The 24,708-nt window shown below is 59.5% G+C and carries 19 protein-coding genes; 11 read left to right on the plus strand and 8 right to left on the minus strand.

Features of this window, described 5'->3' with window-relative positions:
- Nucleotides 1-6: 6 nt before the first annotated feature.
- Nucleotides 7-648: a DUF1345 domain-containing protein gene (locus tag PFAS1_RS25465; protein WP_076030995.1), complete on the minus strand. Its 642-nt coding sequence runs from the start codon at nt 646-648 to the stop codon at nt 7-9.
- Between the two features lie 375 nt (nt 649-1,023).
- Between PFAS1_RS25465 and PFAS1_RS25470 the strand changes: the two genes are divergently transcribed.
- Nucleotides 1,024-2,097, plus strand: coding sequence for a WD40/YVTN/BNR-like repeat-containing protein (locus PFAS1_RS25470; protein ID WP_076030996.1), 1,074 nt, complete (start codon nt 1,024-1,026; stop codon nt 2,095-2,097).
- 28 nt (nt 2,098-2,125) lie between these two features.
- A complete protein-coding gene (locus PFAS1_RS25475) occupies nt 2,126-4,510 on the plus strand; it encodes an efflux RND transporter permease subunit (RefSeq protein WP_074876892.1) in 2,385 nt (794 codons plus the stop codon).
- A gap of 66 nt (nt 4,511-4,576) precedes the next feature.
- Here the strand turns inward: PFAS1_RS25475 and PFAS1_RS30090 are convergent, their stop codons facing one another.
- The 4 genes from PFAS1_RS30090 to PFAS1_RS25490 all read right to left on the minus strand — a co-directional run bounded on the left by PFAS1_RS30090 (nt 4,577) and on the right by PFAS1_RS25490 (nt 12,074).
- Entirely contained in the window at nt 4,577-6,589 is a 2,013-nt protein-coding gene (locus PFAS1_RS30090) for a hypothetical protein (RefSeq protein WP_232252172.1), read from the minus strand.
- On the minus strand, nt 6,586-9,294 hold the full coding sequence (locus PFAS1_RS30095; protein WP_232252173.1) for a dermonecrotic toxin domain-containing protein: 2,709 nt from the start codon (nt 9,292-9,294) through the stop codon (nt 6,586-6,588). Before PFAS1_RS30095 ends, PFAS1_RS30090 begins: the two co-directional genes overlap by 4 nt.
- Nucleotides 9,295-9,408: 114 nt before the next feature.
- Entirely contained in the window at nt 9,409-10,128 is a 720-nt protein-coding gene (locus PFAS1_RS25485) for a FadR/GntR family transcriptional regulator (protein WP_156886757.1), read from the minus strand.
- 209 nt (nt 10,129-10,337) lie between these two features.
- Nucleotides 10,338-12,074: an IlvD/Edd family dehydratase gene (locus PFAS1_RS25490; protein ID WP_076030997.1), complete on the minus strand. Its 1,737-nt coding sequence runs from the start codon at nt 12,072-12,074 to the stop codon at nt 10,338-10,340.
- A gap of 193 nt (nt 12,075-12,267) precedes the next feature.
- On the opposite strand from PFAS1_RS25490, the gene PFAS1_RS25495 reads away from it, so the two are divergent.
- The 9 genes from PFAS1_RS25495 to PFAS1_RS25530 all read left to right on the plus strand — a co-directional run bounded on the left by PFAS1_RS25495 (nt 12,268) and on the right by PFAS1_RS25530 (nt 19,207).
- Nucleotides 12,268-13,590, plus strand: coding sequence for an MFS transporter (locus PFAS1_RS25495; RefSeq protein WP_076030998.1), 1,323 nt, complete (start codon nt 12,268-12,270; stop codon nt 13,588-13,590).
- Between the two features lie 152 nt (nt 13,591-13,742).
- Nucleotides 13,743-14,735 carry an AraD1 family protein gene (gene araD1 / locus PFAS1_RS25500; RefSeq protein ID WP_076030999.1) on the plus strand — a complete coding sequence of 331 codons (993 nt, stop codon included), beginning with the start codon at nt 13,743-13,745 and terminating at the stop codon, nt 14,733-14,735.
- Between the two features lie 10 nt (nt 14,736-14,745).
- A complete protein-coding gene (locus tag PFAS1_RS25505) occupies nt 14,746-16,326 on the plus strand; it encodes an aldehyde dehydrogenase (NADP(+)) (protein ID WP_076031000.1) in 1,581 nt (526 codons plus the stop codon).
- Between the two features lie 173 nt (nt 16,327-16,499).
- Nucleotides 16,500-16,796: a DUF5629 family protein gene (locus tag PFAS1_RS25510; RefSeq protein ID WP_074876879.1), complete on the plus strand. Its 297-nt coding sequence runs from the start codon at nt 16,500-16,502 to the stop codon at nt 16,794-16,796.
- Nucleotides 16,789-17,958, plus strand: coding sequence for a lactonase family protein (locus PFAS1_RS25515; RefSeq protein ID WP_076031001.1), 1,170 nt, complete (start codon nt 16,789-16,791; stop codon nt 17,956-17,958). The genes PFAS1_RS25510 and PFAS1_RS25515 overlap by 8 nt, the downstream gene beginning before the upstream one ends.
- A 155-nt stretch (nt 17,959-18,113) precedes the next feature.
- Nucleotides 18,114-18,293, plus strand: coding sequence for a hypothetical protein (locus PFAS1_RS25520; RefSeq protein ID WP_074876875.1), 180 nt, complete (start codon nt 18,114-18,116; stop codon nt 18,291-18,293).
- Nucleotides 18,294-18,499: 206 nt separating this feature from the next.
- On the plus strand, nt 18,500-18,625 hold the full coding sequence (locus tag PFAS1_RS30190) for a hypothetical protein (protein ID WP_256581124.1): 126 nt from the start codon (nt 18,500-18,502) through the stop codon (nt 18,623-18,625).
- 115 nt (nt 18,626-18,740) lie between these two features.
- Nucleotides 18,741-18,953 carry a hypothetical protein gene (locus PFAS1_RS25525; RefSeq protein ID WP_076031002.1) on the plus strand — a complete coding sequence of 71 codons (213 nt, stop codon included), beginning with the start codon at nt 18,741-18,743 and terminating at the stop codon, nt 18,951-18,953.
- Complete coding sequence (locus tag PFAS1_RS25530; protein ID WP_076031003.1) at nt 18,950-19,207, plus strand: hypothetical protein; 258 nt, start codon at nt 18,950-18,952, stop codon at nt 19,205-19,207. Before PFAS1_RS25525 ends, PFAS1_RS25530 begins: the two co-directional genes overlap by 4 nt.
- A gap of 22 nt (nt 19,208-19,229) precedes the next feature.
- On the opposite strand, the gene PFAS1_RS25535 is transcribed toward PFAS1_RS25530, so the two are convergent.
- From PFAS1_RS25535 to PFAS1_RS25545, 3 genes are read right to left on the minus strand one after another with little or no spacing between them, the layout of a single operon-like run.
- Nucleotides 19,230-19,826 carry a glutathione S-transferase gene (locus tag PFAS1_RS25535; protein WP_076031004.1) on the minus strand — a complete coding sequence of 199 codons (597 nt, stop codon included), beginning with the start codon at nt 19,824-19,826 and terminating at the stop codon, nt 19,230-19,232.
- The gene (locus tag PFAS1_RS25540; RefSeq protein ID WP_076031005.1) at nt 19,823-23,464 is read right to left on the minus strand and encodes an AAA family ATPase; all 3,642 of its coding nucleotides are present in this window, start codon (nt 23,462-23,464) and stop codon (nt 19,823-19,825) included. Before PFAS1_RS25540 ends, PFAS1_RS25535 begins: the two co-directional genes overlap by 4 nt.
- Nucleotides 23,461-24,705, minus strand: a complete 1,245-nt coding sequence (locus tag PFAS1_RS25545) for an exonuclease SbcCD subunit D C-terminal domain-containing protein (protein ID WP_074876866.1) — start codon at nt 24,703-24,705, stop codon at nt 23,461-23,463. Before PFAS1_RS25545 ends, PFAS1_RS25540 begins: the two co-directional genes overlap by 4 nt.
- Nucleotides 24,706-24,708 lie beyond the last annotated feature (3 nt).

Consider the following 24,708-nt stretch of genomic DNA (forward strand, 5'->3'; position numbering starts at 1 on the left):
CAGGGGTCAATTGAACAGTCCCGCGGCGATGTTGATCGAGAACCCCAGAATGGCCGTGTTGAACAGGAAACCGATCAGCGTCTGCGCCAGGACAATCTTGCGCAAATCCCGGGTCGCCACGCCGACATCGGACGTCTGGACCGCCGCGCTGATGGTGAAAGAGAAATACAGGAAGTCCCAGTAGTTGGGCGTTGTCAGATTTTCAGCAAAACGCAGCGCAGGGTCTTCGCCGGCCCAGGTGTAGAACAGACGGGCGTAGTGCACGCTGAAAATCACCCCGATCAGCAGCCATGAGCCGATTACGGTCAATGCCGTAAAGCCGTAGTGCAACAGTTTGCGGGTGGTTTCCAGTTCTCTGCTGCCGGCCAGTTCAATGGCGATGGTCGCCAGGCTCGCAATCGCGGCGATGCATACAATAAACAGCACCAACCCGGCGTTTTCGTCTTCGACCTCGGCAATGCGTTTCACATCCGGCGCTTTGGCACGCGCGGTGAGCCAGGACATCAGGACCAGGTAAATCCAGACCCCGGCGTTCCAGCCGAAGAGGATTTTGCTGATGACCGAGTCGGACGGCGCCAGGATGCCCACGGCAATGCCAAGCGCGGCGGCAGAGGTGAGGCGAGGGTGGGTGCGGGCGAGGAAGAACATGGAGGCTCGATGCGTCAGGGCTTTGCAAACACCTTAGCCCAGCGCGTCCTGTTGTGACCATCAAGGTGAGATCGAATGTGAGCAAGCTTGTTCGCGATGGCGGCCTTAATCGCAGCAACGGATTTACACCCCCATCGAAATCACCCCTGCGAATGCCTTTTCATTCACCCACACCCGTTATCCCCTCAGTTAACAAAACATAACGTGGCGTCGATTGTCAGACCTTTCCAAACCCCGATAGGATAAGCCCAGCTTCCGAAGTGGCTCTAGATTGCGTATTTCAGGACTATGCTTCAGAAAGGGCAATCTAAAACAGCAGCCCTTACGGCGCCCAGAAAGGTTGAACGACCTAACAATAATAATGGGGGAAGGTCTATGAGTGAGCCTGTCATGGGTGTGGGTATCTGCCGCCCGCCGGCATTACGCAAATTCGCGTTGCTGGCTACAGCGCTCTCGCTGTTGGGCTGTGCCATGCTGTCGGCACCTGTGCTGGCCGCTGCTGCGCCAGCATCCGACATTGTCTATTCCGTTGAGTCTGCCAAAGCCAGCAAAAGCCTGATGCTCGACGTCGTGCACGCCGGCAAGCGTCTGGTGGCGGTCGGTGATCGCGGGCACATTTTGTATTCCGATGACCAGGGCGCGACCTGGACCCAGGCCAAGGTGCCGACGCGGCAACTGCTGACGTCGGTGTATTTCGTCGACGACAAGCACGGTTGGGCCGTCGGCCATGATGCGCAGATCCTCGCAAGCGAGGACGGCGGCGTCACCTGGACCAAGCAATTCGAAGACCTGAAACGCGAATCGCCGCTGCTCGACGTCTGGTTCCAGGACGTCAACAGCGGCTTTGCCGTAGGCGCTTACGGCGCGTTGTTGGCCACCACCGACGGTGGCAAGAACTGGGAAGATGTCAGCGATCGCCTCGACAACGAAGACCAGTACCACCTCAACGCCATCGCCGCGGTCAAGGATTCCGGTCTGTTCATCGTTGGCGAGCAGGGCAGCATGTTCCGCTCCGCCGACTGGGGCCAGACCTGGGAGAAGCTTGAAGGTCCCTATGAGGGCTCACTGTTTGGCGTGATCGGCACCGCTCAAGCCAATACGCTGCTGGCCTACGGGCTGCGGGGCAATCTGTTTCGCTCCACCGATTTCGGTACCACCTGGGAGCCGATTGAGCTCCAGGCCGCTCGCGGCGCACTGGAATTCGGTCTGTCTGGTGCGACGCTGCTCGACGACGGTTCCATCGTGATCGTCGGCAACGGTGGCTCGGTGATCCGCAGCAACGACGACGGCGAAACCTTCAGCGTGTTCAACCGACCGGATCGCATTTCCGTTTCGGCAGTCACCGCAGCGGGCAACGGTAATCTGATCCTGGCAGGACAGGGTGGCGTTCGCGTCACTTCGCCAACCGGCGCCGGCGCAGAGAACGGAAAAAATGGGTCGTCCAAATGAGCCGGGCAAATAATAAGAAGGCGGGTCTATGACATCCTTGAGCACTCATCATCAAGACAAGGCGACGTTTCTCGAACGCCTGATTTTCAACAACCGCCCGGCAGTGATTTTCATCTGCCTGCTGGTCAGCATCTTCCTGTTCTGGCAAGCGACGCTGATCCGGCCGTCCACCAGTTTCGAAAAAATGATTCCGCTCGAGCATCCGTTCATTCAAAAGATGATGGAGCATCGCAACGATCTGGCGAACCTGGGCAACACGGTGCGCATCTCGGTGGAAGCCACTGATGGCGACATCTTCTCCAAGGAGTACATGGAGACTCTGCGTCAGATCAATGACGAGGTGTTCTACATTTCCGGTGTTGACCGTTCCGGTCTCAAGTCGCTGTGGAGCCCGAGCGTACGCTGGACTGAAGTGACAGAGGAGGGCTTCGCCGGTGGCGAAGTGATTCCGCAGAGCTACAACGGCTCCCAGCAAAGCCTCGACCTGTTGCGCAACAACGTGCTCAAGTCCGGTCAGGTCGGGCGTCTGGTGGCCAACGACTTCAAGTCGAGCATTGTCGATATCCCGCTGCTGGAGTCCTACCCGGACCCGCAGGACCAAGGCAAGTTGCTGGCGCTGGACTATCGCAAGTTCTCTCACGAACTCGAAGACAAGATCCGCAACAAGTTCGAAGCCCAGAACCCTAACGTGAAGATCCACATCGTCGGTTTCGCCAAGAAAGTCGGCGACCTGATCGATGGGCTGGTCATGGTGGTGATGTTCTTCGGCGTCGCCTTCGTCATCACGTTGGTCCTGCTCTACTGGTTCACCAACTGCATGCGCAGCACCGTGGCGGTGTTGAGCACCACGCTGGTGGCGGTGGTCTGGCAGCTCGGTTTGATGCATTTCTTTGGTTTCGGGCTCGATCCCTACTCGATGCTGGTGCCGTTCCTGATCTTCGCCATTGGTATTTCCCATGGTGTGCAGAAGATCAACGGTATCGCCTTGCAGTCCAGCGAGGCAGAAAACGCCTTGACTGCGGCGCGGCGCACGTTCCGTCAGCTGTTCCTGCCCGGCATGATTGCGATCCTTGCGGATGCGGTAGGTTTCATCACGCTGCTGATCATCGACATCGGCGTGATTCGTGAACTGGCCATCGGCGCGTCGATCGGCGTGGCGGTCATCGTGTTCACCAACCTGATTCTGCTGCCTGTAGCGATTTCCTACGTCGGCATCAGCAAACGCGCAGTCGAACGCAGCAAGAAAGACGCGCACCGCGAACACCCGTTCTGGCGCCTGCTGTCGAATTTTGCCAGCCCGAAAGTGGCGCCGGTGTCGATCATCCTGGCCTTGTTGGCCTTCAGCGGCGGCCTCTGGTACAGCCAGAACCTGAAAATCGGTGACCTGGACCAGGGCGCTCCGGAACTGCGTCCGGACTCGCGCTACAACAAGGACAACAACTTCATCATCAGCAATTACTCCACCAGTTCCGACGTGCTGGTGGTGATGGTCAAGACCAAGTCCGAAGGATGCTCGCGCTACGAGGCCATGGCGCCGATCGACGAGCTGATGTGGAAGATGCAGAACACCGAGGGCGTGCAGTCGGCGATCTCGCTGGTGACCGTGTCCAAGCAGATGATCAAGGGCATGAACGAAGGCAACCTGAAATGGGAAACCTTGTCGCGTAACCCGGACGTGCTGAACAACTCGATCGCTCGGGCTGATGGTTTGTACAACAACAGTTGCTCCCTGGCGCCGGTGCTGGTGTTCCTCAACGATCACAAGGCCGCCACGCTGGATCGCGCCGTGCATGCGGTGCAAGACTTCGCCAAGGAGAACAACAAGGAAGGCCTGGAATTCATCCTGGCGGCCGGTAACGCCGGGATCGAAGCGGCCACCAACGAGGTGATCAAGGAATCCGAGCTGACCATCCTGATCCTGGTGTACATCTGCGTGGCGACCATGTGCATGATCACCTTCCGTTCCTGGGCCGCGACCTTGTGCATCGTGCTGCCGCTGGTCCTGACTTCGGTACTCGGCAACGCCCTCATGGCCTTCATGGGCATCGGCGTGAAAGTCGCGACCTTGCCTGTCGTGGCGCTCGGGGTGGGGATTGGCGTGGACTACGGGATCTACATCTACAGTCGCCTGGAAAGCTTCCTGCGTGCTGGTCTGCCGTTGCAAGAGGCGTACTACCAGACGCTGAAGTCCACCGGTAAAGCCGTGCTGTTCACCGGCCTGTGCCTGGCGATCGGCGTGTGCACCTGGATCTTCTCGGCCATCAAGTTCCAGGCCGACATGGGCCTGATGTTGACCTTCATGCTGCTGTGGAACATGTTCGGCGCGCTGTGGCTTTTGCCGGCGCTGGCACGCTTCCTGATCAAACCGGAGAAACTGGCGGGGCAGAAAGGCAACTCGCTGTTCGCTCACTGATTCCAGGCTGTAATAGAAAAGCCGCAACCTCAGGGTTGCGGCTTTTTTATGGGTGCCAAACGCGGATCAGCGTGGTTCCAAGGGTAGAAAACTCTGCTCGGCCAAGGATTTAGTGATGAATCCATGATGGATTTCGATCTTTTGTTTCGGGTCCTTGGCCTTCGCCAAGGCCGATTCATAGGTTTCGTAGCGTTGCTCCCTGGTTTTCAAGTGTGCCTGGGTGTAGTTCGCCTTGGCATCGTTGGCCTTTGCGTAGTGAAAATGACCATACCACCAGGGTTGGTTTTCACGGTTGAGCAAGACGTACTCCTGCACGAAATCCTTGCGCCCGGTTTTCAGCTGAACCCGTGCGCCAATGATTCGCGCGTAAAGTTGGTTGTGATGTTGCAGGTATTCCAGCCCCTCGCTGGTGGGAGCCTGGTACAACGTCATGCGGGTGCGCAGTTCCGTCGCCTTGTTCTCCAGAACCCGGGCCTTGTCCCGCAGTTCGGTGAGAAGTGAGGCGTCTTTTTCGCCGGTTGACGGGGCGTGCTCATGGTTTTCCAGCTTGTCGGCGAAATGCATGAGCTTTTGCGCTTCACGTTGCAACTGCTCTTCGATTTCCTTGGGTGAGCTTGCACGTTGTGCGTAGCCCTCGATCTTCCTGACCTGCTCATCGACTTTCGCCAACGCTTTGCGGGCGTCGCCCTTGAGTTGCGGGTAGGGGCGGGAGGTGGCTTTGGGTTCCGGTGTTTTGGCTGCAACCATTTCGACCCAGACATCGGGCGAGTCTTCACGGAAAGACGTCAAGGGGCTGTCTTCCATAGGCCCTTTTATGTCAACGATTTCGCCGCCCTGATTGTCGGTGTTCGGGCGAACGTCGCCAATCAACATACCTTTGGACGTTTTGATCACCTTTTTCCGGCTGGCCGTGGAAGGCTTCCTGCCACCGGCTGTTCCTTTCGAAGTACCCGCTTCTTGCGTGGATGATTGCGCCTGTGCGGGTGACGACCTTTGAAGTTCATCGGCCAGGCGCTGCTCGGCATCGACGCGCAATTGCTCGATGATCTCGCGCAAGCGGTTGAACGCCGGCATATGCAACTCATCGGCGCTGAAGATTTCGATACTCCCCAGGGCGTCCTGCGCCTTGTTGTAGCGGTCGACCAGGTTGTCGAGCACAGCGATGCGGTCCGAGGATTCATAAACATGGGCAGACTGTATTTCCGCATGGGACCGGGACAGCATCACCAAGGGGTCGATGGCTGCTTCCAGGGCGGTGGTGGTGTCGCTCAGGAGTGTCTGGACGCTGAGGATTCGCAGGGTAATCAGTTGAAAAATCTTGACCCTTAGGGCTGTCAGCTCGTTTTCCGGTCGACGCTTGTTCAACTCTTCCAGCGCTTGCGCACCCAGCTGGGGGATCTGCTCAAGTTCTTGCAGCCGCTTGTCCACCTCTTCATAGGACTTGATCATGACTTCATTGATTTCGCTGGTTGTGCGTACAAAGTCGAGGTAGCGATCCCAGAGTCCTTCGTCCCCGGTACTCAGCGCCTCATAAAGTCGCCCCGCGGTGCTGAACTCAGAGGAGTTCGCGTTGGCGGCTTCACGATCATGGTCAGCCATGACAATCCGTTTACGTTCATTTTTGATGATGTTGCCAAGCAATACGCAGCGCATTTGTTCGTCGACAGGTATGCCCGTCAAGGCGCTTTTTTCCTTGATGCCGGCGATTAGCGTTACGTAGCTTTGAGTCTGGATGTCCAGCTCCTGGACGTACCGCTGGCGGAAAGTGGAGCGCTCTTGCTCAGTGCTGGAAGGGCTCTTGAGTTTCAACTGTGCCAGGTTGTCGGCAATGTCGACGCGTCTTACCGTGCGATCCTGCTGATCGAGAAAGTCCTGAAACTGCTGCTCCAGCTCCCCGATTCGCTGTTGTTGTTGCTCGCGAAGCGCATCGATTCTTTTCTTGCGGCCACCGCCGACCAGTTTCAGCCCTTGGTCCAGGGTCCATCTGCCCTGGCCATCGGACTTCAGTTTGAAACCGGGATGATCAGGATGTTCAGGGTGTACCAGATAGACCTCGCCAAATCCCGGTACGATGCTCACGCGAAAAAACAGGGCTGCGACGGTGGCGTGCCATTTGTCGTTGATTCGGTACAGCCCTTTGAATGGGCCGGAGGCAATCGGGTCTGGCAGCTTAGCCGGCCACGGAACCCGCACGGCCTTGAGTTTTTCGAACAATCGGGCCGAGGCTGAATCGCGAGCGGTGGACAGGTTGAAGTCCAGCAGGGTGTTGCCACTGCCCGGTGGCTCGGAGGGTAACCCCGGCGAAGCCTCGGTGATTTCAGCCCTGGTTGTATCGAAGGGTTGCGCGGTGGGCTGACGCAATGGGGCCAACACCTGCGCAAACTCTGGGGCAGCGTTGGGGGGAGTGCGTTGGGGCTGGCTTCGCGAAGTGGCGCATGCAGCAGTAACAGCCCAATGTTGAGCAACACATCGACCCAGGCTTGCTCCCGCGACACGGCGTCATCGCTGTCCAGCGCTGGCAGGTCCTGGATCAGGCTATGGGTAATTTGCAGCATCCAGCCCACCAGCATGGCGGGGCCGCGCGCCAGGGGTAAAAGCAGGTTGTTGAACAGCAGCCAGCCACCTTCGAGGATGATCGCCCAGCGGCTCTCCGCATTGGACACCGATTGCCGGTCAGCCAGTTCGACCAATGCACGGGCATTACTATCGAACAGTTGCATTAGCAACCGACCGTGTTCCAGCGCCGCGATCCAGTCGGCGGCGGCTTCGTTGCCTGCCAGAATCGCCGGCTTCGGCTTTTGAAGTGGTACGAAATCATCGCCAATGTGGAAGTGAATAATGTGTGGTTCGTTGAATCCGTTGTTGTCGTAGACAGGTCGTGCACGGTCCGTCAGCCACGTCAGTACGCTGCTCTGCAATTGACCCGGTTGCGCAATGGCGCGCCACAGGGCCTGGCGGGTCGGGAATTGCTGGAGCGCCGGAACATACAGCGGCCGGTAGAGGATGTGCGGACCATCGGCGCGCAGATCACGGGGCTCGATGATGAACATGTTGCTGACCACGTCGCATTCGGCCTGTGGCTTTCTTTGGAAAGCCAGGGGGCGCAGGACAACTTCCTGCTCGTCCACGAATCGCTCAGCCGTGGTGCCGTGCATCAACGCTTCGACGTAGCGATAGCCCTGACGAGTGAAGCCTTGTTCAGCCTTGATCGCCTGTTCCAGGGCCAACATCGGCAAGTGAACGGCAAGCTCCAGGCCGAACAGTCGCTGGCGTTCCCGCGCTTGCGGGGTGTCGTCAAGCAATTGGGCCTGAATTAACTCAGGGTACTGTTTGCCAACATTCACCCGGTTGACCAGATCCAACAGATAAGCCTCGGTGACCCAGTCTTGAATCACCAGGCCTGCGGTGTGACGGATGGTTATTCGGCCATTGGGTCTACTGGCCAGGTTATTGATTGCCAGTTGGGTCAACGACATTTTGGTCCGGTGAATATAACCGCTGCCCAAGTCGCCGACGGGTACATGGAAGGTGAGCTCCAGCTGATCGGCGTCATAGTCGGGGGCGGTGGGTCGATCTTCGCTCATCTGTTGACGCAGGGCTTTTTTGGCGAAGGTATGAAGGTCGTCGATACCCGTCTGAAACGAGCGGCCTGCCGCCTGTTGCTTGAGGCTTGCGAGGGCCAGCACCTGTTTGCGATAGGCCATGCGGTCGGTAGCTTTGGCCTTTTGCAACCACTGGGGAATCGTTTCCTGTATCAGGGGAAGGTGAGTGAGGTCTGTTCCAATGCTCGCCTGGGCGCCAATGAATCGCGTGGCCGGATCGGTGATGGCCTCGTAGCGTTTTTCCAGGTCGTCCAGGCTAGTGCGTGCCGGCAGCGTCAGCGCGGCCAGGTCTTCGAGCTGTTGGTTCAGCAGCAGGGCAGCCTGGGTGTCGAAAAGGTTGCCGTCAGGTTCGTAACGTTTCCAGGTAATGGCATCGGCCATCAGGCCCGGTTCAAACCGTGTGCACCAGGCCCGCCCGAACGCCTCAAGGGACGGAAATGATTCGATGTCACCGGACACGCTGCACAGCAGACGGGTTTCACCGCAGATCAGCAAAATGTCAGGACTTTGCAGGCTGACCGACAGCTGATCTTTGCTCAACGTGGTTTCGATGAAGCAGGCGTGGATCCTGCCTTTGGACCCGGGAGCCTCAAGGCGCTGCTGTTTATCGGGGTTGTTGCAGAGCTCGGTGAGGAGGTCGGCTTGCAGGCTGTTGGTTGACGAGTGGCGAACAGAGGAGGTTTTCAGCACGCCGGCCAGCAAATCAGCAATCCATTGCCAGCGACTGACGCTATTGTCGGTCGCTGCGTTCCAATAGGCACTGAGGTCTTCCTGGAAGCCGATATGAACAGTGGCGGTCAATTCAGCCATGATGCCCGCGATAATTTGCATATCAGGTTCGCGACGGCGGGTGCTATCGACCGACAGGCGCACGGGTGCTTTGTTGGTTAGAAAACACTGGCGACCGTACTGTTCGTCCAGCCGCGGTGCAGTGCCGCTCGCCAGGTAGTTGAGCGCCACGTCGAGCAACAGGGTGAGCGTCCAGCCGCCCCCGGAGAACGGCTGTGCGAGACGAGTGCGCTCGGGATCGAAATCCAGTGACGGATATTTTTCCAGCAGGCTGCTCTGGAGCAGGCGGGCGGTTACCGAGCGTAAGGTCGGACGAGTGCCAAACTGTGCACTGACCGCGCGGGCTGTGACGTCGGTATACGCCGTGGTGTCCGGCGATGGAGCTGTAGGCATGATGCAATCCTTTGCATGATTGGAATCATGAGCCTACGGGACAGGCGATTGCCGGGTGCGGTAGCCGGATACCGCACCCTCATTGGTTGAACAGGGTAGTGCCCTGACTGCTGATTACTCGGGATCAGCGCCCAGCACCGCGTTTAACGCACTCCGCGCATCATCCAGCTGCACCAACGTCGCATGCCGCGCACCCAGCGCATCCCGGTTTTCGATCGCCGTCAGAATCGCCTTGTGCCGGGGCAATGCCAGCTCATGCAGATTCGGTCGCTGATTGGAATGCTTCAAGGCTTCGGCAATCGCCACGGACAGCATGTTGCACAGGTTGGCCAGCAAGTCGTTATGGGTCGCATCGGCAATCCGGCTATGGAAATCCAGGTCCGGTTGCAGCAGCGCTTCCGGCGTCGGCGCCGCTTCCATGCGTTGGTAGGCTTCACCGATGGAGGCGATGTCCGCGTCCGTGGCGAACTGCGCGGCGAGGGCGGCCGCTGCGGGTTCAATGATGCTGCGTACGCTGGTCAACAGGTCGAAGAATTCATTTTGCGGGCTGCTTTGCATCAGCCAGTGCAGCACATCCGGATCGAGCATGTGCCATTCCTTGCGCTGCTTGACCACCGTGCCCACGCGCGGACGGGAATACACCAGGCCCTTGGCGACCAAAACCCGGGTGGCTTCGCGCAGGACTGGGCGACTGACCGCGTACTCTTCGCATAACAAGGCTTCGGCGGGCAGTTTGTCGCACGGTTTGAAGCGTCCGGAAACGATCTGCATGCCCAGTTCCTGGACGATGCGCGAGTGCATGCTTTTGCGGTCGGAGGGTTTGCGGTAATCCATGGGGAGCGGCGCGATCCTGTGGGGTGGGGTGCCGCGCATGATAACAGGCGCGGCGAGGACGGTCGCCAGAGCAAGCACAGTCCTGAATCAGATGAAGATCAAAATGTGGGAGCGGGCTTGCTCGCGAAGAGGCCAGCACATGCGACATTGTTGTCGCATGAGCTAACCGCCTTCGCGAGCAAGCCCGCTCCCACATTAGATTGGTGGTGTTAGTGGGAGTGGCGCGGGACTTCAGAGCCACGACAGCCGACCAGGAAGTCGAAATCGCAACCCTGATCCGCCTGCAGCACATGATCGATGTACAGCTGACGATAACCGCCCACGATCAGTTGCTGCGGCGGTTGCAGATCGGCCATGCGCGCGGCCAGTTCGGCGTCGGGAATGTCCAGGTGCAGACGACCGTTGGCGCAATCGAGTTCGATCCAGTCACCTTCTTTCACCGTCGCCAAAGGTCCGCCAGCGGCCGCTTCCGGGGCCACGTGCAGAACGACAGTGCCGTACGCCGTGCCGCTCATGCGCGCATCGGAAATGCGCACCATGTCCGTCACACCCTGGGCCAGCAATTTGGCCGGCAAACCCATGTTGCCGACTTCGGCCATGCCCGGATAACCCTTCGGGCCGCAGTTCTTCATCACCAGAATCGAGCTGGCATCCACCTCCAGCTCCGGATCGTTGATCCGCGCCTTGTACATGTCGAAGTTCTCGAACACCACCGCACGCCCGCGATGTTGCATCAGTTCGGCGCTGGCGGCTGAAGGCTTGAGCACCGCACCCAGTGGTGCGAGGTTACCGCGCAACACACAAATGCCGCCGTCGGCGCGGATCGGGTTGTCGAGGGTGCGGATCACTTCGTCCTGGCCATAGATCGGCGCGTCCTTGGTGTTCTCGCCGAGGGTCTTGCCGTTGACAGTCAAGGCATTCGGATTCGGAATCAGGTTGGCTTCACCCAGACGACGCAGCACCGCTGGCAGGCCGCCGGCGTAGTAAAACTCTTCCATCAGGAAACGCCCGGACGGTTGCAGGTCGACGATGGTCGGCATACCACGACCGATGCGGGTCCAGTCATCCAGATCCAGCTCGACACCGATGCGCCCGGCAATGGCTTTCAAATGGATCACGGCGTTGGTCGAACCACCAATGGCAGCGTTCACGCGAATGGCGTTTTCGAAGGCTTCTTTGGTGAGGATTTTCGACAGCTTCAAGTCTTCGCGAACCATCTCCACGGCGCGCATGCCGGACATGTGCGCCAGTACATAACGACGCGCATCAACCGCTGGAATCGCCGCGTTGTGGGGCAGGGAAGTGCCCAGTGCTTCGGCCATGCAGGCCATGGTCGACGCGGTGCCCATGGTGTTGCACGTGCCGGCCGAGCGGGACATGCCACCTTCGGCCGCAAGGAAATCGTCAATGGTGATGGTGCCCGCTTTTACTTGTTCGCTGAGCTGCCAGACCACGGTGCCCGAGCCGATGTCCTGGCCCTTGTGTTTGCCATTGAGCATCGGCCCGCCGGTGACGACGATCGCCGGCACATCGCAACTGGCCGCGCCCATCAATAACGCCGGGGTGGTTTTGTCGCAGCCGGTCAGCAGCACGACACCGTCAATCGGGTTGCCGCGAATCGCTTCTTCGACGTCCATGCTCGCCAGGTTGCGGGTGAGCATGGCGGTCGGACGCAGGTTCGATTCGCCGTTGGAGAACACCGGGAATTCCACGGGAAAGCCCCCAGCTTCGATCACCCCACGTTTGACGTGCTCCGCAATCTGGCGGAAATGCGCGTTGCACGGGGTCAGTTCCGACCAGGTGTTGCAGATGCCGATGATCGGCTTGCCATGGAACTGGTGGTCGGCGATGCCCTGATTCTTCATCCAGCTGCGGTACATGAAGCCGTTCTTGTCGGCAGTGCCAAACCATTGGGCGGAGCGCAGGGTGGGTTTCTTATCAGTCATGGTCGGTTCTCTTATTGTATGACTATATTGTTCGAGCTGAGGCGTAACATAAGCGTAAATTCGCCTGTTTGGAAGTGTTGTTGCGTAAATAGTATTACTATATAGTCCGGTTCAACGGAGGGATTGCCCTGGCGGTTTTCCGCGAGAGGCGTCCCCCGAGGTTCTATAACAACAACAATCGGAGACCGATCTCATGAGCCAGGAACTGCGGCTTATTCGTCGCATCACGCTAAAACTCATTCCTTTCCTGATCCTGCTGTACCTGATCGCCTATGTGGATCGCTCTGCCGTAGGCTTCGCCAAGCTGCACATGGGCGCCGACCTCGGCATCGGTGACGCCGCTTACGGGCTGGGTGCCGGGCTGTTTTTCATTGGCTATTTCCTGCTGGAAATCCCCAGCAACCTGATGCTCGAACGCTTCGGCGCACGGCGCTGGTTCGCGCGGATCATGGTCACTTGGGGCGCCATCACCATCGGTATGGCCTTCGTCCAGGGGCCGCACAGTTTCTATGTGATGCGCTTTCTGCTCGGCGCGGCGGAAGCCGGGTTCTTCCCGGGCGTTCTCTACTACATCACCCAGTGGTTCCCGGTGCGCCATCGCGGCAAGATCCTCGGGCTGTTCATCCTGTCGCAACCGATCGCCATGTTGATCACCGGCCCGGTGTCCGGCGGTCTGCTCGGCATGGACGGGATTCTTGGCCTGCATGGCTGGCAGTGGCTGTTCATCGTCATCGGCGCCCCGGCGATCCTGTTGACCTGGCCAGTGCTGCGTTGGCTGCCGGACGGTCCGAAACAGGTGAAGTGGATGGACCAGGCTGAAAAGGACTGGCTGACCGGCGAACTGAAAAAGGATCTTGAAGAATACGGCCAGACCCGCCACGGCAATCCGTTGCACGCCCTCAAGGACAAACGCGTGTTGCTGCTGGCGTTGTTCTATCTGCCGGTGACGCTGAGCATCTACGGCCTGGGCTTGTGGCTGCCGACCTTGATCAAGCAGTTCGGTGGTACGGATCTGGTGACCGGTTTCGTGTCGTCGGTGCCGTACATCTTCGGGATCATCGGGTTGCTGATCATTCCGCGCAGTTCCGACCGCTTGAATGATCGCTACGGCCATTTGGCGGTGCTTTATGTATTGGGTGCCATCGGCCTGTTCCTCAGCGCCTGGCTGACCGTGCCGGTGCTGCAACTGGCGGCGTTGTGCCTGGTGGCCTTCGCGCTGTTTTCCTGCACCGCAGTGTTCTGGACTTTGCCGGGTCGCTTCTTTGCCGGCGCCAGTGCGGCGGCCGGAATCGCGTTGATCAATTCGGTGGGTAACCTCGGTGGCTATATCGGTCCGTTCGTGATCGGCGCGCTCAAGGAATACACCGGCAACCTGGCTTCGGGTCTGTATTTCCTGTCGGGTGTGATGGTGTTCGGGTTGGTGTTGACCGGTGTGGTTTATCGCCTGCTGGAGCGCAAGCACGTATTGCCGGCCGATCAGTTCGCCGCCAGCGCCCGTGGTGCAACCCGCACCTGAGCCATCACCCAAATCCCACTGTGGGAGCGGGCTTGCTCGCGAAGGGGCCATCACATTCAACATTTATGGCGACTGACACACCGCCTTCGCGAGCAAGCCCGCTCCCACAGGGTTCTGCGGTGTTTTGAAGAATTGTTTACAGGAGAATATCCATGCGTTTAGTTCAGTTCGAATTGAGTAACGGCGAGCGCCGGGTGGGCGTGGTCGAAGACGGTCGGGTGCGCGAAGTGCAAGACGCGCGCACCGTTCGCGACCTGGCGTTGGCTGCGATCGAGGCCGGGGTCAATCTTGAGCAGCAGGTGAAAACCCTGGGCCTGGGCATCAGCCATGACTATGCCGAACTGCTGGCCAAGTTGCGCATCCTGCCGCCGCTGGATCATCCGGACCCGGCGCACATGCTGGTCAGCGGCACGGGCCTGACCCATCTGGGCAGCGCGTCGGCCCGGGACAAGATGCATAAGCAAGTCGGCGATGAAGCCGCGATGACCGACACCATGCGCATCTTCAAATGGGGCGTTGAGGGCGGCAAACCGACAGCGGGGCAGGCCGGCGTACAACCGGAATGGTTCTACAAGGGCGACGGCAGCATCGTCGTGCGTCCGGGCCAACCGTTCCCGTTGCCACCGTTCGCCGAAGACGCGGGGGAGGAACCAGAGCTCAGCGGGCTCTACGTCATCGGCCACGACGGCAAACCGTATCGACTCGGCTTTGCCGTGGGCAACGAGTTCTCCGATCACGTGATGGAACGCAAGAATTACCTGTACCTGGCCCACTCCAAATTGCGCAGCTGCAGTTACGGACCGGAACTTCGCGTCGGTGAATTGCCGGAGCATCTGGCAGGCACCAGCCGCATCCTGCGTGACGGCGAAGTGCTGTGGCAGAACGAGTTTCTCAGTGGCGAGGCCAACATGTGCCACAGCCTGGAAAACCTTGAGTACCACCATTTCAAGTACAGTCAATTCCTGCGCCCGGGCGATGTGCACATTCATTTCTTCGGCACCGCGACGCTGTCCTTTGCCGACGGCATTCGCACCCGGCCGGGTGACGTGTTCGAGATCAGTCAGGCCGAGTTCGGTGCACCGTTGATCAACGGGATTGCACCGGTTGAAGCAGCGTTCGAGCCCGGCACCGTTAGCCCCCTTTAAGGAGATAGGCATGACCCGAATTCTTGGTCACAACTACATCGGCGGTCAGCGCAGTGCGGCCGGCCAGCTCAAACTACAGAGCGTCGACGCCAGCACGGGCGAAGCCCTGCCGTACGATTTCTCCCAGGCGACGCCGGAAGAAGTCGATGCCGCCGCCAAGGCTGCCGCCGCGGCTTACCCGGCCTATCGCAGCCTGAGCGCCGAACGTCGGGCGCAATTTCTCGACGCGATTGCCGATGAACTGGACGCGCTGGGCGATGACTTTGTGGCGCTGGTCTGCCGCGAAACCGCGCTGCCTGCGGCACGGATTCAAGGCGAACGCGGTCGCACCAGCGGCCAGATGCGTCTGTTCGCCAAAGTGCTGCGTCGCGGTGATTTCTACGGGGCGCGGATCGATCTGGCGTTGCCAGAGCGCAAGCCCTTGCCGCGTCCGGATCTGCGTCAGTACCGCATCGGCCTCGGGCCGGTGGCCGTGTTTGGCGCCAGTAACTTTCCGTTGGCGTTCTCCACAGCTGGCGGCGACACCGCATCGGCATTGGCCGCCGGATGCCCGGTGGTGTTCAAGGCCCACAGCGGTCACATGGCCACGGCCGAACAGGTGGCCGACGCGATCATCCGCGCCGCCGAGAAAACCGATATGCCGGCCGGCGTGTTCAACATGATCTACGGCGGTGGCGTCGGCGAAGCGCTGGTCAAGCATTCGGCAATTCTGGCGGTTGGTTTTACCGGCTCGCTCAAGGGCGGCCGTGCATTGTGTGACATGGCCGCAGCACGGGCGCAGCCCATCCCGGTGTTCGCCGAAATGTCGAGCATCAACCCGGTGATAGTGTTGCCGCAGGCGCTGCAAACTCGCGCCGAATCGATCGCCCGGGACCTGACCGCTTCGGTGGTTCAGGGCTGTGGTCAGTTCTGCACCAATCCCGGTTTGGTCATCGGTATTCGTTCGCCGCAATTCACCACATTCGTGCAACAGGTGGCGGGGCTGGTGGGCGATCAACCGGCGCAAACCATGCTCAATGCCGGGACCTTGAGCAGCTATGGCAAAGGCCTGCAAAAACTCCTCGCGCATCCGGGCATCGAGCATCTGGCCGGAAGTCCGCAGCAAGGCAATCAGGCGCAACCGCAGCTGTTCAAGGCCGATGTCAGCCTGTTGATCAAGGGCGACGAAGTGCTGCAGGAAGAAGTGTTCGGCCCGACCACGGTGTTCGTCGAGGTCGCCGATCAGGCGCAACTCAGCGCCGCGTTGAACGGCCTGCACGGGCAACTGACGGCGACGATTATTGGCGAATCGGCCGACTTCGAACAGTTCAGCGAGCTGACGCCGTTGCTGGAACAGAAGGTCGGGCGGATCCTGCTCAACGGCTATCCGACCGGCGTGGAAGTCTGCGATTCGATGGTCCACGGCGGGCCGTATCCGGCGACCTCCGATGCACGGGGCACCTCGGTGGGTACGCTGGCGATCGACCGTTTCCTGCGCCCGGTGTGCTTCCAGAACTATCCGGACAGCCTGCTGCCGGAGGCCTTGAAGAATGGTAATCCGCTGCGTATTCAGCGGTTGGTGGATGGCCAGCCTTCGCGCGAAGCCCTCTAAACCTGTGACTGATCGTTCCCACGCTCTGCGTGGGAATGCAGCCCGGGACGCTCCGCGTCCCTTCAAAGCCGAACGCAGAGCGTCCGAAGAGGCATTCCCACGCAGAGCGTGGGAACGATCATTGCGGTGTGATGAGCTATCATTGCGTCTTTCCCATTCAAAGATTGACTGCCATGACCGCCCCAACAGACACCTTGCTCGCCACCCTCGAACACTGCGATATGGTGGAAATCGACGGGCTGCACGCCTTTGAATTCTCCCTCGATGAAGACGACAACCTGCACATCGAATGCCTGGACGGTCGTGTGTCCAAGCACTGGGAGTTCACCCCCGCCGAGGTCGAGGCCGCGACCTTCGATCCAGACCTGCAAAGCTGGTTGATCACCGGCAGTTCCGGTGAGCACCGCTTGGTGTGCATGACCGCGTTCCGCGGTGATGACGACGAGGAAGAAACGAATGAGGATGCGTAAGCTCTGGCCACTGTTGATGGTCGGCAGCGTCGGCGCAATGGGTTTTCAAGTTGCGTCGGCTGACGACTATCAGTTGCTGGTCGGTTCCTACACGGCCGGTCAGAGCCAGGGAATTTATCGCCTGAACTTCGACAGCGCTACCGGGCTGATCGACGCCAAGCCATTGCAAGTGATCAAGAGCGAAAACCCATCCTGGCTGACCCTGTCCAAGGATCAGCGTCAGCTGTTCGTGGTCAACGAAAACGGCCCGGGGCAGACCGATCCGGTAGGGCGCGTCAGCAGTTATGCGATCGATCCGAAAACCCATGAGCTGAGCCTGATCAATCAGGTGCAGAGCCTGGGCAACGAGCCGACGCATTCGGGCCTCAGCGCTGAAGCCAATCATCTGTTTGTCAGCAACTATTCGGTGTCTGAAGATCCGGGCGGCACCCTGGCGGTGTTGCCGGTGGACGCTGATGGCAAGCTCAAGCCCGTGGTGCAGATGAGCAGCCATCCATCGAGCCGGGTCAATCCTGAACGGCAGATGTCGGCGCACGTGCATTCCACGGTTTCCTCGCCGGACGGCCAGTATGTGTTCTCCAATGACCTGGGCGCCGACAAGGTCTTTGCCTACCGCTTCGACCCCAAGGCCAACCCGGAACTGCCCTTGACCGCGGCTACACCGGCGTCTGTCCAGATGCCACCCGGCAGCGGTCCGCGTCATCTGCTGTTCAGCGCCGATGGCAAGCACGCGTGGCTGACCATGGAAATGAGCGCGCAGGTTGCGGTGTTCGATTACAAGGACGGCCAACTCAAGCAAACGCAGATGGTCGAGTTGGCGACGGGGCAACCCGTTTCGGACAAGGCCGCCGCTGCGCTTCACGCGTCGAGCGATGGCAAGTTTCTCTACGTCAGCAACCGTGGCACCACCAATCAGCTGTTGGTATTCGCCATCGATCCTGTGACCGGGCACCTCAAGGAACTGCAGCGCCGTTCCGTTGAAGGTGATCACCCGCGCGAGTTCAGCCTCGATCCGAGCGGCAAGTTCGTGTTGATCGCCAATCAGAAAAGCAACCAGATTGTCGTCGTCGAGCGCGATTCAAAGACAGGCTTGCTGGGTAAAACCGTGCAAAAACTGCCAATGGATGCCCCGAGCGACCTCAAGTTTCTGGTGCGTCAATAGGCCGCAGGCCCCGGTTGATGGGGCCTGCATCCTTCTATTAATGACGCTGATATCTGCTAATGCTACAAAAGATTTCAAGGTGCCAACCTCGACGGTTAAGTTTGCTTCACGGCCCCACCGGGCAAGCAAGCCAACTGAATCCGAGGAACAGCGCCATGAACTTCAATCTCTTCTCCGTAATCGCCGCTTCCGCCATCTCTGCCACCGTTGCGTTGCCAGCCAACGCCAACATTGAAATCAGCGATAAAAAATCCCACGCCCAAAGCTACACCCAGAAATACCTGCAACAGAGCGCTAACTTTTACGCCGCACTGGATCACAAGACCCAAGCCTGAAAGTTGAACCCTGCACCCTTTATGCAGGAGCGAAGTCACTTGCGCCGATCGAGCTGAAGCTTCGAGAAGCGTGAGTGATGTCGCTCCTGCATAACGCATTTACGACAGCATCATATTGCTATCAAACTAGTAATTGATATCACGGGGCCATTAGTTTAAATTTGACGCTGATTTTTTGACTCCTTCTCCTGATAAGGATCGACAGCATGGCAATGCGTCTGGCCGTGGTTCTTCTGTTTCTCTATTCCACCCCCATTCTTTCGGCTGCCCAGCCCGTTCCATCCGAGCCGGATGCGGCCCGCGAGCGCCTGATGAGTTTTATTGAAGACTGAGATAGTTTGGTTTAATGATTAACGAAGCTGATGGTTACTATGGATAACCCTGAGTGGTTATCACCGCTTTCTTGATCGATTCTGTGGGCATCGAAACATGCCTGCGGAGAACATCATGGTCAGCGCAATCATCACTTCTGCCAAACACGGCGCCTACCTAGCTATCGCTCTTTATGTGATCCTGGTGCTGCTTGTCAGCCTTTCGCCTCAATCGCGTCAACCGCTTGAAGCGCCAGTTCAAGTCGCGCATCCCGGCATCCAGTTTGAACACCGTTCGCAAACTGCGATGGTCGATCAAGCTGAACTCGGGGGAGTCGCCGGGGAATGAAAGGGCACAGACTTTGGGTCATCGCCTTCCTGGCGTTCATGACCAATGGATCTTCCTTGCTGGGGATCGGACAGGGCTCAGCGGGGTCGGTGGCACGGACTATCGAAGCCAATCACAACCTTGCTCGTAACATTGAAACCGCGAAGGCCCTGGGTCTGCTGACCGGCAATCCGCCAATCGAACGCCAGAACGATTTCTTCGGGCCGTTCCAGGTCGATTGCTCGGCGTTGCAGATGTGCTCGGTATTGGCGTGAATCCCAGCAGCGCAATGGACCGCTACTTTGCCATTACGCCGATGAACAGCTCCGACTCCAGAAACCGCTGCAACCAGGCCTGCAAACGGTGATAGGACGATTGCCCGAACCACTCGCGATCCACATGGGCGAATTGCCGCACGAACGGCATCAGCGCCACATCCGCCAGGCTCGGATGCTCGGCCAGTAAGTAGTCGCGTCCCTCCAGCAACTCATCGAGCCTGCGCAAAAACACCTCGCCTTCGGCTCGATAAACCGTCATCGGCTGCTCGGGGAATCGGTCGGCGTACTTGTAGCGATTCAGGTGAACCTTGAACACCTGATCGTTTTCTTCGATCAACCCGGCGATGAGATGCTGTCCAACAGGATCATCCTTGAGCAACCAATCCTGCGGATCGTTCTGCGCCAAGGCCCAGTGCATGATCGCCAGGCTTTCATCGATCATCTGACCGTCGACGCTCAACACCGGCACCGTGCCTTTGCTCGACAGTGCGAGCATTTCGGCAGGTTTGGCCTTCAGGCTGACCTCGACAATGTTCACCGCAACCCCGGCGTAGCGCAGGGCCATGCGCGCCCGCATCGCGTAGGGGCAGCGGCGGAAGGAATACAGCGTATTCATTTCACCTCCAGCGTACTCAGGCCGTTGCCCTGACGGCGGACCTGAATCTGCACCGGAATCCGTTCATGCATTTCCTGAACGTGTGAAATCACCGCGACTTTTCGTCCCTGCGCTTGCAAGCCGTCGAGCGCATCCATGGCCAGTTGCAGGGATTCCGGATCGAGGCTGCCGAAGCCTTCGTCGATGAACAACGATTCGATTTTCAGCGTGCTCGATGCCATTGATGCCAGGCCCAAGGCCAGGGCCAGCGACACCAGGAACGTCTCGCCGCCGGACAACGAATGCACCGAACGCAGTTCATCACCCATCTCGGTGTCCATTACCAGCAACCCGAGCATGCTGCCACCACGTTTGAGGCGATAGCGCCGCACCAGTTGCCGCAACTGAACGTTGGCGTGATGCACCAGCAGGTCGAGGTTGTAGGCCTGGGCGATCTTGCGGAAGGTGTCGCCCGTGGCCGAACCGATCAGTGCATTCAAACGTGCCCAGCGCTGGTATTCGGTGTAGGCGTCGGCGATCTGCTGCGCGAGGGCCTGATTGGCGTTTTGCCGGCGCTGGTCCTCGGCCTGTTCGGCACGCAGTTCGGCGCAACGGTGTTCGCTGGCGGTGAACAGATTTTGCAGCTCGACAAGCGCTGTCGCCAGTTGTTCGGCGTCGAGATTGCTGTTGTGCTGCGCCTGGTGATTGAGCAGGCGCTGATCGCGTTCCTGCAACAGGACTTTGGTCTGTTCGATGGCTTTTTCGCTTTGCTGCAATTGCTGGCGCAGTTCGCTGACCTGCTGGTCGTCGACACTCAGCAGAGCTTCCAGGCCACCGTCATCCAGTTCCGGATGCAAAGCGCGCCAGTCGGCGATCTTGCCGCTCAGCTCGCGATCTTCAGCTTCCAGTGCCTGCGCGCGTTCCTGCTGGGCCTTGAGTTCGGCCCCCAGCTGCACCAGGCGCGTACGCACGGCTTGCAGTTCCTGATTGGCGGTCGCCTCGGCATTGCGCGCCTGTTCGACGGCTTGATCCAGTTGCTGCTGCCACTGCTCGGCGCTGTTGTGTTCGCCGAGCAATTGCGTGAGTTTTTGTTGGCAGGCCTGTTGCTGGTCGGCGAGGGCGGTGAACTGCTGGTGGGCGGTTTCCAACTGTTGGAGGCGAGTGAGTTGGCGGTCCTGTACTTTCTCCAGCGTCTGCTGCCGTTGTTGCTGTTCGCCCAGTTCATCGCGTTGCTGATCGAGTTGCTCCAGGCGCTGGCTGATCTGCTGGTCCAACTGCATGAAGGTCGCGGCCGGTTCGTTGCGCAGCGCTTGCAGCGTATCGGCCGGGAGCAGGGTGCTGAACGCCGTCAATTCCTCGTCCAGACGCTGGCGATCGCTGCTCAACTCACGTTGCTGGTTGGCCAGGTGTTGGGCTGCTTGCTGGCTCGCCGCTTCAGCGCTACGCAGTTGCTGTTGAAGGCGCGCGGCGTCTTGCTGCAGGGTGAGCAGGGCGGTTTGCCGTTGTTCGTCCTGAGTGATGCTCTGGTTTAGCTGACTGCTTTGTTGCGTCAGCCAGGCATCGCGTTTGAGCGCATCCTGCGTGAGCAGCTGCGCAGCTAACGGATGTGCTTCAAGGCTCGGCGCCAGGCTCTGTTGCTGGGTCGCGAGGTGTTCTTGTTGTTGCAGCAACTCCTTTTGCTGGGCAATCACGCCGCCCACTTCAGCACGCAGGTCAGTGAGCTGTTCTTTCAGCAGGTCGACGGCTTTCTGGGCGTTGGCCTGTTCGCTTTCATCATGCCGGCCAAGGCTCTGCAGCAGGGCTTCGGGCTGATGATAAGGATGGTCGGGGCTGCCGCAGACCGGGCACGGCTGATTGTCCTGCAGTTGCTCGCGCAGTTCTTCGACGCTGGCGCTGCGAGCCAGGCGCTGGCGTTCCAGCAGTTCGCGGGTGACGATCAGGGTCTGTTCGGCGACGAGCAATTCGCTCTTGGCTTTCACACCCTCCTGGGTCAGACGTTCTCGTTCTTGCTGAGCGATCATCTGACGCTGCTGGAGCTCGGACGCGCGCTTGTCCAGTTCCTGCTGACTGGCCCACAGGCGCGTCAGCTCTTCAAAGGCCCGCTGCTGCTTGCGGTTATCTTGCAACAGACTCCCGAGAATCTGGATCTGCTCGGCCACCGCTTCCGGTTCGGCGCCGGCCTCCTTGTACAGCACTTCAAGGTTCTGGCGCTGAGTGGACAGGTCCTCGGCAGCGCGAGCGGCGCTTTGTTCCAGGGCGGCCAGCTCGGCCTGGCCCTTGTTCAGGCGATTGCCGATCAGCATCAGCTGTTGCAGGCGATCACGGTATGCGTTCCAGGCATCGCTCAAGGGCGCCAGAGGGGTGCTTTGCTCAAGCTCCCCGGCAATCCGCTGCAAACGCTCGGCGACCTGTTTCTGTTGGTCGAGCAAGCCTTGGATCGTGTTTTGGCCCTGAGTGCAGGCCAGTTCCGCCTGCTGCTTGAGGTCGGCACTGCGGCTGGCATCCTTGACCAGGCGGGCGAGGGTGCTTTGCTCTTCGAAGGCCTGACGCAGCAGCGGAGCGCTTGAGGTGTGTTGGCTTTGGGCCTCGACGAGTGCGGTCTGCGCAGTGCTGAGGCTGTGTTCGAGTTGCGTCTGGCGCTCGTTCAGCTCGGCTTGCTGTTGAGTGTGTTGCTGAATTTGCGCGGCCAGCGGTGTGAGCTGGGCGGTGAGTTCGGTCTTGCGGGCGAACTGGTGCCGTTGCGGGGCCAGTTGCTCCAGGCGAGTCAGCTTCAAACGTTCGCCGGCCAAACCTTCCCAGTGCTGCCGAGCCGATTGCAGCTGCTCGGTGGCGCTCTGTTGTTCGTCCTGCAACTGACGTAAATCCCTGAGCCAGGTGTGTTGCAGCTCCAATTGCTTGAGTTGCGCTTGCTGGGTCTTGAGTTGTTGCTGAGCCTCGTTGAAGCGTTCATCGAGTTCCGCACGTGCCTCCGGCGACAACGGCGTCACACCGGTGGCCTGGTCCTGCAACAGTTTGTGGGTGTCGCGAGCCTCTTTGGTTTTGTCGAACGCCCGGCGACCGAGGCGCGTATACAGCGCGGTGTCGGTGAGTTTTTCCAGCAGTTCGCTACGTTCGTTGTCGTTAGCCTTGAGGAACGCACTGAATTCGCTTTGAGCCAACAGCACCGCACGGGTGAATTGCTCAAAGTTCAGGCCCAGTACAGATTCGAGCTGGGTTTTGAATTCAACTTTCTGACTGGCCAGCAGTTGATCCAGATCGATGTCGCGCAAGCTCTGGCGGCTGGCTTGCAACTTGCCGCCAGCCTTCTCGCGGGCGCGATTTGCTTCCCAGCGAGCGCGGTAGCGACGGCCATCGATGCCAACGAAATCGACTTCGGCATACCCTTCACCTGTGCCACGACGCAGCAACGTGCGCGGGTCGCCGGTGCTGATCTCGCCGTCGGCGTCTGGGGCTTTGGCAGACACCTGGGCATTGCTGAGCCGAGGTACAGCACCGAACAGCGCCAGGCACAAAGCGTCGAGCAAGGTGCTTTTACCGGCGCCGGTCGGCCCGGTGATCGCGAACAGACCGGCGCTGGCCAACGGCTCAGCGGTAAAGTCGATTTCAAACGGCCCGGCCAGTGAGGCGAGGTTTTTCAGGCGGATCGCGAGGATCTTCATGGTTGTTCGCTCTCCATCTGCACGTCTTGCAATAGCTCGGCGAAGTCCTTGAGGGTTTGCTCGTCGACCTCGCTGCCGTAGTTGTCCTGCCAGGCGCGGCTGAACAATTCCTGAGGTGAGAGCTGGTCGAGCTCGATCAAGGTCGCGCCGTCATCCACGCCATCGCGGCTGCCGTTGCCGGCGTATTCAGCGGCGATCCGCACCAGGCGCACGGCTTTGCCTTGCAGGGCGGTTTCCACTTGATATCGCAAGTCCGGTTGCGGCTCATCGAGACGCACCCGAACTTCCAGCCAAGGCTGGCGCTGGATATCGGCCAGCAGGTCGATGTTCGGCAAATCGGCCAGTTGCAGCAGGATTTCCGCCAATGGCGCGGGACCGATGCGTTGCAGATTCACCGCCCGGGGGATCAGTTTGGGTTCGACGCTGACCAGGGTTTCGCCTTTCAGTGTGATGTCGAGAATCTGGTGCTGATAGCCGATCTCGGAAAACGACAACGGAATTGGCGAACCGCTGTAGCGGATGCGCTCTTCACCATTGACCTTCTGCGGCTTGTGCAAGTGACCGAGGGCGACGTAACTGATGCTCGGCCCGAACAGGCTGGCGGGCAACGCTTCCGCGTTACCGATGATCAGGCTGCGCTCGGAATCTTCCGACACCGAACCGCCGGCCATGTGCGCGTGGCTGATGGCGATCAGCGCCTGGCCCGGTTTGCGCTTGGCATTGGCGGCTTCGATCAGCCATTCGTGAACCTGACCGATACCGCGCAGGTAGTTGTCGCCCAAATGCGCGCCAGTCACTTCGGCGGGGCGCAGGAACGGCAGCGCCAGGCACCAGGCGACGGTTTTGCCCTTGGCATCCGGCAATGGCAGCAACAGGCGCTCGGCGTCGAGTTGGCCGTCATCCAGCCACAGCACACGGCCCAAAGCATGGGTGCGCAAACGGCGCATCAACGGCGCGGGCAGTTCGATCCGCGAGCCGGAATCGTGGTTGCCGGCGATCATCACGATGGTCAGCTTCGGCTGTTGTTCATGGGCGCTGACGATGAAATCGTAGAGGCGTTCCTGGGCTTTGACCGGCGGATTGACGGTGTCGAAGATATCGCCAGCGATCAGCAGCACGTCTGGCTGGTCCAGCTTCAGCTGGCGCAGCAGCCATTCGAGAAAGCAGGCGTGTTCGAAATCGCGTTCCTGGCCGTGCAGGTTTTGCCCAAGGTGCCAGTCGGAGGTGTGAAACAGACGCAAGGT

Origin of the sequence: Pseudomonas frederiksbergensis (assembly GCF_001952935.1) — a bacterium.
Classification (GTDB): Bacteria; Pseudomonadota; Gammaproteobacteria; order Pseudomonadales; family Pseudomonadaceae; genus Aquipseudomonas; species Aquipseudomonas frederiksbergensis.